The organism is Streptococcus mitis subsp. hohhotensis (assembly GCF_000722775.1).
GTDB classification, from domain to species: domain Bacteria; phylum Bacillota; class Bacilli; order Lactobacillales; family Streptococcaceae; genus Streptococcus; species Streptococcus carlssonii.
In genome coordinates this window covers 616,940-630,444 of sequence record NZ_JPFZ01000009.1, presented here as the reverse complement: position 1 = coordinate 630,444, position 13,505 = coordinate 616,940, and the positions used below count along the sequence as shown (strand labels likewise).

At 36.6% G+C, this 13,505-nt stretch carries 2 protein-coding genes and 1 pseudogene; all 3 read left to right on the top strand.

All coding sequences use genetic code 11. From position 1 onward, the window contains the following. The first annotated feature begins 6 nt into the window (after nt 1-6). Nucleotides 7-1,184 (top strand): annotated as a pseudogene (locus SK608_RS05690) (hypothetical protein). 243 nt (nt 1,185-1,427) lie between these two features. After that, a complete protein-coding gene (locus SK608_RS05685; protein WP_033677234.1) occupies nt 1,428-7,625 on the top strand; it encodes a ZmpA/ZmpB/ZmpC family metallo-endopeptidase in 6,198 nt (2,065 codons plus the stop codon). A gap of 41 nt (nt 7,626-7,666) precedes the next feature. Continuing rightward, nucleotides 7,667-13,291 (top strand): SIALI-17 repeat-containing surface protein, encoded by a 5,625-nt coding sequence (locus SK608_RS05680; protein WP_033677233.1) that lies wholly within the window; start codon nt 7,667-7,669, stop codon nt 13,289-13,291. The last annotated feature ends 214 nt before the right edge of the window (nt 13,292-13,505 follow it).

Here is a 13,505-nt window from a genome sequence, read left to right as displayed (position 1 = left end):
GACCTCATGACACTTCCAGTTAGAAAATCCCTGCACGATGCGGTTTTACAGGCTTCAAAAGCTGATACTTGGGAACAAGCTACCAAGGAATGGAATGAAGTTTCCTTGATTTTTAACGGTATCGGCCGTAGCAATTGTGTCTGTGGAAATGCCATCAAATACGCTTATGAACTCTTTAACGGTGTCACAGGGCAACGCCTCTTTCCAATTGGTAGCGACTGTGTTCGTCATTTTCATCGATTGTCCCTTGACCAGCAATTGGAAGAGGAAGAAAAACTGCTCAGAAAGGTCGAACATCTAACCAGAAAAGCTAAGAAAAAGGAAAAATCAAGGTCAATAAAAGTGACTTTGACGAGCGACTTCTAAAGTGGCTCTGGGAAAAAGGTGTTTTTAAACCCAATCGTGGCAATCAGTTCTCACCTGAGAAAGACTACCAGCTCTTCTTAGAAGTCTTTCAGGGAGGAAGTTGGACCAAGGCAGAACCCAAGAAGAAGGCTCGTATGGAAGAAGTCCTTGAAAAGTGTATCAAACCCTTTTTACTTGGCAAACCAGATGACCAACTCTATCTTGTCAAGCTAGGAAAGGAGAAAATTGACTACGAACAAGAACTCCGAATCCAGGCAGAGAAAGAGCGCAAGAAGAGGGATAAAATCGCCAAACAATATGCAGACAATCTGGTTCTAGCCATGGGACCAGCAGAGCGTGCCTATCAGGATTACTTTGGCTTTACAGAAACCCTAACCCAAGAAGAACGCAAGTGGGAGAAAATTCTTTTTGGTAAAAATCGAACAGAACGGGCTATCAAGGCCAAACAATACCAAAAAGAGTTGGAAAAAGATCAACGAATTGCAACTCAGGATCCAATTGAGAGAAAGCAGAAGCAGACATGGCTTCTCAATTCCTATTTTCGTGAGCTTCCTGAAGAAAAATCCCGATTTGCCCGGCTCTTATTAGAATATCGAAAGAGTGGAGAAGTGCCTTTTTCTACTGAATATCTGTCAGACCATCTCATCGACTTTTTCTATAAAATGAAAGCTTTGGAGTTTGAAATCGCACCAGAACAAGTCCGAGATTTTCTAAAAGAAAGCCTTCAGGCAGATCATCTATCCTCAGCACAAGAAAGCTGGATAGAAGGGATTCTTATCAACTGCATCAAACCATTTTTAGAACGATTGCTAATATAAGTAACACCTACCGTGGAAATTTCATGGTAGGTTACATTTTATCCAAAAAGAGAAAATAGGAAATGGCAAACCCTGCTCCTTCGTATTTTATATATAAAACAAAGTATGAAAGCGTAACTCAATTTTAAGACTTTTTGGTAAATTAAGAGTATAATTAAAGTGTGATGCCTTTTTTATAGATAATACACTAATATATTAAAGGTCTTCGTAACATAAATATAAATTTTATTTCAAGGAGGAATCATGGAAAAGTATTTTGGTGAAAAACAGCAGCGTTTTTCATTTAGAAAATTATCAGTAGGACTTGTATCTGCGACGATTTCAAGTTTATTTTTTATGTCTGTATTAGGTAGTTCATCTGTAGAAGCTCAAGAGACTAAAGGTGTTCACTATAAATATGTGACAGAGTCAGAGTTATCATCAGAAGACAAGAAGCAGCTTGTCTATGATATTCCGGCATACACGGAGAATGATGATGAAACTTATTATCTTGTTTATAAATTAAATTCTCAAAATCAACTGGGAGAATTGCCATATACTGGAAGCAAGAATGATATGCAAACCTTGGTTGCTGGTGCTAGCTTAGCTGCTCTGGGAATTTTAATTTTTGCCGTTTCAAAGAAAAAAGTTAAGAATAAAACAGTATTACATTTAGTATTGGTTGCAGGAATAGGAAATGGTGTCTTAGTTTCAGCTCATGCTTTAGAAAATAATCTCTTACTGAATTACAATACTGACTATGAATTAACCTCAGGAGAAAAATTACCTCTTCCTAAAGACATTTCAGGTTACACTTATATTGGATATATCAAAGAGGGGAACATAACTTCTGAATCTAAAGTAAGCGATCAAGAGAAATCAGTAGCTACTCCCAAAACTCAACAAAAGGTGGATTATAATGTTACACCGAATTTTGTAGAGAATCCATCAACAGGACAAGCTATTCAGGAACAAACACCTGTCTCTTCAACTAAGCCGACAGAAGTTCAAGTAGTTGAAAAACCTTTCTCTACTGAATTAACGAATCCAAGAAAAGAAGAGATACAATCTTCAGATTCTCAAGAACAATTAGCAGAACATAAGAATCTAGAAACGAAGAAAGACGAGAAGGTTTCTCCAAAAGAAAGGACTGGGGTAAATACACTAAATCCACAGGATGAAGTTCTATCAGGTCAGTTGAACAAACCTGAACTCTTATATCGCGATGAAACTATAGAAACAAAAATAGATTTTCAAGAAGAAGTTCAAGAGAATCCTGATTTAGCTGAAGGAACTGTAAGAGTAAAACAAGAAGGCAAATTAGGTAAGAAAGTTGAAGTCGTTAGAGTATTCTCTGTAAACAAGGAAGAAGTTTCTAGAGAAATTATTTCAACCTCAACGACTGCGCCTGTTTTAAGAATAGTCGAAAAAGGTACTAAAAAAGCTCAAGTAATGAAGGAACAACCTAAGACTGGTGCAGAACATGGTGAGGTACAGTCTGGAGCTATTGTTGAACCCGTAGTCCAACCTGCATTACCAGAAGCAGTTGTAACAGATAAAGGTGAACCGGCAATTCAGCCAGAGTTACCAGAAGCAATTGTAAGCGATAAAGGTGAGCCAGAAGTTCAGCCAGCGTTACCAGAGGCAGTTGTAACTGAAAAAGGCGTACCAGAAGTTCAACCAGCGTTACCAGAGGCAGTCGTGACTGACAAGGGTGAGCCAGAAGTTCAACCAGAGTCGCCAGATACTGTGGTAAGTGATAAAGGTGTACCAGAAGTCCAACCAGCGTTACCAGAAGCAGTTGTAACAGATAAAGGCGAACCTGAACAGGTGGTACCGCTTCCAGAATATAAAGGACCACAAGCCGGAGCTATTGTTGAACCAGAGCAGGTAGCACCACTACCAGAATACACAGGTCCCCAGGCAGGGGCAGTAGTTGAACCTGCAATCCAACCAGAGTTACCCGAAGCAGTTGTTACAGACAAGGGTGAACCAGAAGTTCAGCCAGCGTTACCGGAAGCAGTTGTAACTGAAAAAGGCGAACCAGCAGTCCAACCAGAGCTACCGGAAGCGGTTGTGACTGACAAAGGTGAGACTGAGGTTCAACCAGAGTCGCCAGATACTGTGGTAAGTGATAAAGGTGAACCTGAACAGATAGCACCACTACCAGAATATACAGGAGTACAGGCTGGAGCGATAGTAGAACCAGAAAAAGTAGCCCCCCTACCAGAATATACAGGTGTACAAGCTGGAGCGATAGTAGAACCAGAGAAGGTAGAAGCACCGAAAGAATATACAGGAGTACAGGCTGGAGCGATAGTAGAACCAGAAAAAGTAGCCCCCCTACCAGAATACACAGGTCCACAGGCCGGAGCGATAGTTGAACCAGAACAAGTAGCCCCACTGCCAGAATACACAGGTGTACAAGCTGGAGCGATAGTCGAGCCAGAGAAAGTAGAAGCACCGAAAGAATATACTGGTAAAATCGAACAAGCAAGTGCAGAAGAGACTAAACATGAAAATGAGGCAAGTCCTACAAATGGGGAAGCGGAACGTCCTAAAGATAAAATTAAAGAAGAAAAACAAGTCGACAAGAAACTAGAACTTAGAAATGTTTCAAACGTGGAATTATATACAGTAGAAAATAATAAATATCGACATGTAACTTCACTTGCGAGTGTTCCAACTACTCCAACTGATTACTTTATGAAAGTAAAATCAGAGAACTTTAAAGATGTTATGTTACCAGTTAAGAGTATTGAGAGCGTTAGAAAAGATAATCAAGATGTTTATAAAATTGTAGGACAAGCTAATGATTTAATTCAATACGAAAACAATAGTACTTTAGAAAATTATACTTACTACCTACCTAAGACGGTAAGTAGTGAAAATGGAGTTTATACATCATTTAAAAATCTAGTAGATGCTATGAATAGTAACCCACATGGTACGTTCCGCCTAGGGGCGACTATAGATGCTCGTGAAGTAGATCTTCCAGATGGTAAAGAAAGTTATATTAATCACGAATTTAGTGGTACATTAATAGGTTCAAACAATGATAAGAACTATGCTATATATAATCTGAAAAAACCGTTATTTAATGTTTTAAATCATGCTAATATTCGAGATCTTTCAATAAAAGAAGTAAATGTTTCTTCTAAAGAAGATGCTGCCACAATTGCTAAAGAGGCGAATAATGGTACTACAATTACAAATGTTCACTCATCTGGTGTAATTGCTGGTGAACGTAGCATGGGTGGTTTAGTTTCACAAGTAACTAACTCTACAATTTCTAATAGTAGTTTTACTGGTAGAATAACGAATACTTATGATACAAGAGCTACTTATCAAATAGGTGGTTTAGTAGGAAAACTTTCAGGAGTTAGTGCTTTGATTGATAGATCAATTTCATCTATCGATATGGCGACAAATGCTAATACAGGAGACCAGGTTGTTGGTGGTATAGCAGGTGTTGTTGATAAAAAAGCGACAATTAGTAATAGTTATGTTGAAGGAAATCTTAATAATGTAAAACATTTTGGTTATGTTGGAGGAGTTGCAGGGTATCTTTGGGATAGAGAATCATCAGATGAAAGAAACTCAGGTCAACTTACAAATGTATTAAGTGACGTTAATGTTACGAACGGTAATGCTATTGCTGGTTATGATTTTAAAGGAATAAGAGCAACTAACACTTATAGTAATAAAAATAATAAGGTAGTCAATGTAGTACAAGTAGATGATGAAGTACTAAGTAGAGATTCAGAAATACAAAGAGGAACTGTATTAGAAAATAATAAAGTTCTGGAGAAAAAAGCTGAACTTGTTCATAAAAATGATATTAAAACAGAAGACTTTAACTTCTCTTCTAAATATAAAACGGATTATAGAAATTTAAAAGATGCTGATATTTCTAGGTTGAAAGTATATAAAAATATTGAGAAACTATTACCTTTCTATAATAGAGAGACAATTGTTAAATATGGTAATTTAGTGGACACTAATAATGATTTATTTACTAAAGAGCTTGTGTCTGTAGTTCCGATGCATGAGAAAGAAGTAATTTCTGATATTAATAAACATAAAGCTAGTATTAATAAGCTGTTACTTCATTATTCAGATAATACTTCTCAAACATTAAATATAAAATATCTACAAGATTTCTCTAAAGTAGCAGAATATGAAATAGCTAATACAAAATTAATATACACACCTAATACGCTGTTGCATAATTATGATAATATTGTAAACGCTGTTTTAAATGACCTGAAATCTGTTCAATATAGTTCAGCTGGAGTTAGAAATGTCTTAGATATTTCTAATGACATAAAATTAACTGAATTATATCTAGATGAACAATTCGACAAAACAAAAGCAAACATTGAAGATAGTTTATCAAAACTTCTTTCTGCTGATGCGGCAATAGCTGAAAATAGTAATTCAATAATTGATAATTATGTAATAGAAAAAATTAAGAATAATAAAGAAGCGTTACTTCTAGGTTTAACTTATCTAGAACGTTGGTATAATTTTAAATATGATAATGCGAGTGCTAAAGATTTAGTATTATATCATTTAGATTTCTTCGGTAAGTCTAATAGTTCTGCATTAGATAATGTTATTGAATTAGGTAAGTCTGGCTTTAATAATTTATTAGCGAAAAATAATGTAATTACTTATAATGTATTATTAGCGAAAAATTATGGAACTGAAAGTTTATTTAAAGCATTAGAAGGTTATAGAAAAGTATTTCTACCAACTACTTCTAATAACGACTGGTTTAAAAAACAATCTAAAGCTTATATAGTTGAAGAAAAATCTACTATTCCTGAAGTAAGTTCTAAGCAGTTAGAACAAGGAACAGAACACTCTATAGGTGTTTATGATAGATTAACTAGTCCATCATGGAAATATCAAAGTATGGTCTTACCGTTATTAACTTTACCAGAAGAAAAAACGATATTTATGATCGCCAATATTTCAACTATAGGATTTGGTGCTTATGATAGATATAGAAGTCCTGAACATCCTAAGGGAGAGAAATTAAATAAATTTGTAGAAGATAATGCAAAAGAAGCGGCTAAACGATTTAGAGATCATTATGATTATTGGTATAAAATTCTAGATAAAGAAAATAAAGAAAAATTATTTAGAAGTGTCCCAGTCTATGATGCATTTAGATTTGGAAATGATAAAGATAATAAGTTACAAGAAGCTAATTTTGAAACTAATCATCCAGCTATTAAAAACTTCTTTGGCCCTGCTGGAAATAATGTTGTTCACAATGCTAATGGTGCATATGCAACGGGTGACGCATTCTACTACATGGCTTATCGTATGTTAGATAAATCTGGTGCGGTAACATATACTCATGAAATGACACATAACTCTGATAGGGAAATTTATCTTGGTGGCTATGGTCGAAGAAGTGGCTTGGGACCAGAGTTCTTTGCTAAAGGCTTATTACAAGCACCAGACCATCCAGATGATGCGACCATTACCATTAACTCAATCTTGAAACATTCAAAATCTGATAGTACAGAAGGACAACGATTACAAATACTTGATCCAACTACGAGATTTAAAAACTCTGATGATTTGAAGCAATATGTCCACAATATGTTTGATGTCGTTTATATGTTGGAATATCTTGAAGGACAATCAATCGTTAAGAAACTGAATGTTTATCAGAAAATGGAAGCTCTCAGAAAAATTGAGAATAAGTATGTGAAAGATCCAGCAGATGGAAATGAGGTTTACGCCACTAACGTAGTCAAAACATTGACAGAAGAAGAGGCCCAACAATTGACTAACTTTGATAGTTTGATTGACCATAATATCTTATCAGCTCGTGAGTACAAGTCTAAAGAATATGAAAGAAATGGCTACTTCACTATTAAATTATTTGCGCCGATTTATGCAGCATTAAGTAGTGATATAGGAACACCTGGCGACTTGATGGGCCGTCGTATGGCTTATGAACTCTTGGCTGCTAAAGGCTTTAAAGATGGTATGGTACCATATATTTCAAATCAATATGAAGACCTTGCTAAACAAAATGGTAAAAAAATAACTATTTATGGTAAAGAACGAGGATTGGTGACAGATAAACTTGTTTTAGAAAAGCTATTTGATGGTAAGTATCTATCTTGGGCAGCCTTTAAAAAAGCTATGTATCAAGAGCGCATTGCTCAGTTTAATCATTTAACTAAAGTTACTTTTAAAGATCCGACGCAATCATGGATGAGTAATGCCACCAAGACCATTCAAAGAGTAAATGATTTACAACAACTAATGGATGAAGCTGTTCTACAGGATGCAGAAGAACGTAATTATTATTATTGGAATAACTATAATCCTGAGACTGACAGTGCAGTTCATAAGTTGAAGAAAGCAATATTTAAGGCTTATCTAGATAAAACCGATGATTTTAGAAGTTCAATTTTTGAGAATAAAAAATAGTGTTTACTGTTAGGAAATAAAATTAAAGAAGGTGATTACGCTTGTCATTATTTAAAAAAGAACGATTTTCGATCCGAAAAATCTGTGGGATTGTTGGTTCGGTGTTACTAGGAAGTGTCTTGGTTGCACCGTCAGTCATCCATGCTTCTACCTATCATTACATTGAAAAAAGTGCTCTTACACAAGAAGAACAAACTAAGATTCAGGCAGGAATTCCTACTGATAATGAGGAAACTTATGCTCTTATTTATCAGCAGGAAACTCTTCCTGCAACAAGTTCATCGACTTCTGTGCTTACAGCTTTAGGTCTATTAGCTATTGGTAGTTTAGTTCTTTTAGTTCATAAAAAGAAAAAAGTTGCTAGTCTGTTCTTAGTTACTACTATCGGACTGATTAGTCTTTCTAGTATGCAAGCTCTCGATATAAGCAATTCTTTGAAAGCTCCAAGTAATGAAGGAGTAGTTCAAATTGCTGGATATCGTTATATTGGATACTTATCCCTTGATGATGATGCAATTTCAGAAATTCAACATAAGGATGAGGGAACAAAGAATGTTCCAGTATCTGAAACTCAGGAAAGTATCCCTAATGAAGCGCCTAAAGCTGAGAAACCTAAATACACTGAGCCTGTAAGTACAGTCCCAGACGAGGCTCCTAAAGCAGAGAAGCCTGACTATACAGCACCAGTTAGTGGTAATCTGGTAGAACCTGAAGTTCATGAGAAACCAGAATATACAGGTCCAATTGGCGGCAATTTAGTTGAACCAGCAGTTTATAAAAAACCAGAATATACTGAACCTGTAGGTACTGTTCCAGACGAGGCTCCTAAAGCAGAGAAGCATGAACATACAGCACCAGTTAGTGGTAATCTGGTAGAACCTGAAGTTCATGAGAAACCCGAATATACAGCACCAATTGGCGGCAATTTAGTTGAACCAGAAGTTCAACCAGCGTTACCAGAAGCTGTTGTAACTGATAAAGGGGAACCAGAAGTTCAACCAGCGCTGCCAGAAGCTGTTGTAACTGATAAAGGGGAACCAGAAGTTCAGCCAGCATTACCGGAAGCTGTTGTAACTGATAAAGGGGAACCAGAAGTTCAGCCAGCGTTACCAGAAGCTGTTGTGACTGAAAAAGGGGAACCAGAAGTTCAACCAGCCTTACCCGAAGCAGTTGTAACTGAAAAAGGGGAACCAGAAGTTCAACCAGCCTTACCAGAAGCTGTTGTGACTGAAAAAGGGGAACCAGAAGTTCAACCAGCCTTACCCGAAGCTGTTGTGACTGAAAAAGGGGAACCAGAAGTTCAACCAGCGTTACCAGAAGCTGTTGTGACTGAAAAAGGGGAACCAGAAGTTCAACCAGCGTTGCCGGAAGCTGTTGTGACTGAGAAAGGGGAACCAGAAGTTCAACCAGCCTTACCCGAAGCTGTTGTGACTGAAAAAGGGAAACCAGAAGTTCAACCAGCGTTGCCGGAAGCTGTTGTGACTGAGAAAGGGGAACCCGCAGTTCAGCCAGCATTACCCGAAGCAGTAGTCACAGAAAAGGGAGAACCAGAAGTTCAAGCTGAGTTGCCAGAATATACGTCAAAAGTTGCTCCAACTTTGACTTTAGATAAGGTTACAGAAGATGCGATGGATCGTTCAGCTAAATTGGATTACACTCTTGAAAATACAGGTAATGCTGAAATCAAGAGCATTATAGCTGAGATTAAAGATGGGGACACTGTTGTTAAGCGAGTTGATTTATCTAAAGAAAAATTGACAGACGCTATTCAAGGTTTGGATTTATTCAAAGATTATAAAATTGCAACAACAATGACTTACAACCGTGGTGAAGGTGATGAAACATCTAAACTGGATGAAAAACCTTTGCGTTTGGAGTTGAAAAAGGTCGAAATTAAAAATATTTCATCTACTAATTTAGTGAAGGTGAATGATGATGGTACTGAAACACCAAGTGATTTCATGAGCGAAAAACCTTCTGATGAAGATGTGAAGAAAATGTACTTAAAAATCACTAGTCGTGATAATAAAGTAACACGTTTAGCAGTTGATAAAATTGAAGAAGTGACTGAAGAAGGTAAGAAACTTTATAAAATCACTGCTGAAGCTCAAGATTTGATTCAACACATTGATCCATCTAAGGCGCGCAATAAGTATGTTTATTATATAGAAAAACCCCAACCTAAAGAAGATAATGTCTACTATAACTTTAAAGATTTAGTAGACGCTATGAATGTTAATAAAAATGGTACATTTAAAATCGGAGCAGATTTGAATGCAACGAATGTACCAACACCTAACAAACAATATGTTCCAGGTACGTTTAAGGGACATCTATCAAGTGTTGATGGTAAACAATATACAATTCATAACATTGCCCGTCCCTTATTTGACCGTGTTGAAAATGGTTCTGTGAAAAATATTAATTTAGGTAATGTGGATATCAATATGCCTTGGGCTGACGGAATAGCACCTGTTGCCAATATGGTGAAAAATGCAACTGTTGAAGATGTTAAGGTGACTGGTAATGTAGTTGCTAATAACAATATTGCAGGTATCGTCAATAAAATCGATAGTGGTGGTCAGTTGACAAATGTAGCCTTCATCGGTAAACTCACAGGTATAGGTGATAAAGGACAATACTTAGCTGGTATAGCTGGTGAGATTTGGAGAGGTAATGTTGCAAAAGCATATGTAGAAGCTGATATTGTTGCCAACAAAGCCCGTATCGGTGGTTTAGTTGCTAAAACAGATAATGGCAACGACTCTATGGGAATTGGTAAATACGGTTCAATTCGTAAATCGGTCACCAAAGGAACCATTAAGACTAAAGTTTTGTTTGAAACAGGTGGATTTATCAATAGCAATCTTCCTTTTGGTAAACTTGAAGATAATATTTCAATGATGAGAGTTGAAAATGGTGAAGAGTTCTTTGGTTCTTCAGATTTGGACTACGATGATGGTTATTTCACAAATGGATGGTTAGATCGTAACTTTGTTGTCAAAGGTGTCAGTTCAGGTAAGCATTCATACAAACGTTCTCGTGACAAAATTAAAGAAATTAGTCAAGATGAAGCTAATAAGAGAATTGCAGCCTTTAATATTACTGCTGACAAATATGAAATCAACGAACCTGTGGTCAATCGCTTAAATCGTTTAACCAGAAGAGAAGATGAATATAAGTCAACCCAAGACTATAAAGTAGATCGAGATCTGGCTTATCGTAATATTGAGAAACTTCAACCATTTTATAACAAAGAATGGATTGTCAACCAAGGTAACAAACTTGCAGAAGATTCAAACTTAGCTAAGAAAGAAGTCCTTTCTGTTACGGGAATGAAGGATGGTCAATTCGTGACCGATTTATCGGATATCGATAAAATAATGATTCACTATGCAGATGGTACAAAAGAAGAAATGGGGGTCACACTCAAGGATTCTAAAGTCCAACAAGTGCGTGAATATAGCGTATCTGGTCTTGGTGATGTTGTCTATACACCGAATATGGTTGTTAAAAATCGAGACAAACTGATTGCAGATGTGAAAGAGAAGTTATCTTCAGTCACATACGATTCGCAAGATGTTCGTAAAATTATTGGAAATCCAGCTGATTTGTATCTAGAAGAAAGCTTTACTGACGTCAAAGACAATCTTGATAAATTTGTGAAAGCTTTAGTCGAAAATGAAGATCATCAATTGAATAGTGACGAAGCTGCGATGAAAGCACTTGTGAAGAAAATTGACGATAATAAAGCGAAAATTATGATGGCTCTATCTTACTTGAACCGTTACTATAACATTAAGTATACTGACAACAGTATGAGTATCAAAGACATTATGATATTTAAACCTGACTTCTACGGTAAAACACCAAGTGTATTAGATCGCTTGATTAACATCGGGTCTAGCGAGAAGAACTTAAAGGGTGACCGAACTCAGGATGCTTATCGTGAAATCATTGCAAGTAATACTGGTAAAGGTAGTCTTCGTAACTTCCTAGAATACAACATGCGTTTGTTTACAGAGGATAAAGACATTAATGATTGGTTTATCCACTCAGCTAAGAATGTTTATGTTTCAGAACCTAAAACTACAAATCCTGACTTTATTAATAAACGTCATAGAGTCTTTGATGGGCTAGATAACGGTGTTCATGGTCGTATGATTTTACCACTTCTAACGCTTAAAGATGCCCATATGTTCTTAATTTCAACATATAACACGATGGCGTACAGTTCATTTGAGAAATATGGAAAACATACAGAAGAAGCTCGAAACGAATTTAAGAAAGAAATTGATAAAGTTGCTAAGGGACAACAAACGTATCTTGATTTCTGGTCCAGATTAGCTCTACCTAATGTTCGTGATAGATTACTTAAGAGTCAAAATATGGTACCGACACCAGTTTGGGATAACCAAAACTACCATGGAGTCGACGGTGCCAACAGCATGGGGTACGGAAAGAACGGGGCAATTATCAGACCTATTAGAGAATTGTATGGTCCAACTGGCAAATTCCACGCAACAAATGGAGCCATGGGAGCTATGGCTAGTATTTACGATAGTGCAAACAATAATGACCAAGTTTACTTTATGGTAACTGATTTAATATCACAATTTGGTATTTCAGCCTTTACACATGAAACAACACACGTCAATGACCGAATGCTCTATTACGGAGGATACAGTCAACGTGTTGGTACAAATGCAGAAGCCTATGCACAAGGTATGCTGCAAACACCTGATAGTTCAACGACTAATGGTGAATACGGCGCACTTGGAATTAACATGGCTTACCATCGTCCAAATGATGGTAACCAATGGTACAACCCAGATCCTGACAAATTAAAGACACGTGATGACATTGACCGCTACATGAGAAACTACAATGAAGCTATGATGTTGCTTGATTATGTAGAAGCTGATGCTGTACTTCCTAAAATTAAAGGAGACAATAGTAAGTGGTTCAAGAAAATCGACAAAGAAATGCGCTCTAAGATTCAGTACAATGATCTTTTAGGTCCAAACCAATGGGATAGTGTCCGTGATTTGAAAGGTGAAGAAAAGGTAATGACTTTATCTAGCGTCAATGATTTAGTGGATAATAACTTCATGACGAAACATGGAAATCCAGGTAACGGACGTTATCGCCCTGAAGATTATGCTGTCAACTCAGCATATGTAAACGTCAATATGATGGCTGGTATTTATGGTGGTAATACTAGTCTTGGAGCTCCTGGTTCATTATCATTCAAGCACAATGCCTTCCGCATGTGGGGTTATTATGGATATGACAAAGGTTTCACTAGTTATGTATCTAACAAATACAAAGATGCGGCTATTAAAGAAAATAAAGGTTTGCTAGGCGATGACTTTATTATTAAGAAAGTATCTGGAGACAAGTTCAAGACACTTGAAGAGTGGAAGAGACATTGGTACGAGGAGGTTCTTGCTAAAGCTAAGAAAGGCTTTGAAGGTATCGATATTGATGGCGTCCATATCAGTAACTATGATGAGTTAAGGCCTTTATTTGATAAAGCAGTCGAAGAAGATTTGAAAAAAACAGATGACTTCTCTCATACTGTAGCTCTTAAATCTAAGGTATTCAAAGCCCTTCTTAAAAACACAGACGGTTTCTTTAACCAACTGTTTAAAGAAGACATTTAAACGTTTAAAATATAAAGAGGACAGTTTTTTGCTCCCTCTGAAAAGTCATCATTTGATGGCTTTCAAAAAGTACCTCAAAAAAGGTATTGCCAAGTTGCAATACCTTTTTTTGAGGCTCTTTTATCTTGTCCTTGTTTCAATTGACGATACCACATTATGTACTGTTTTGCTTCATTTTATTATAAAAGGACTTAGTCCTGTGCAGTACAGAACT

What these genes read in the sequence shown, in the direction of transcription:
- SK608_RS05685 (WP_033677234.1), top strand. Translation starts at nt 1,428, where the DNA reads ATGGAAAAGTATTTTGGTGAAAAACAGCAGCGTTTTTCATTTAGAAAA.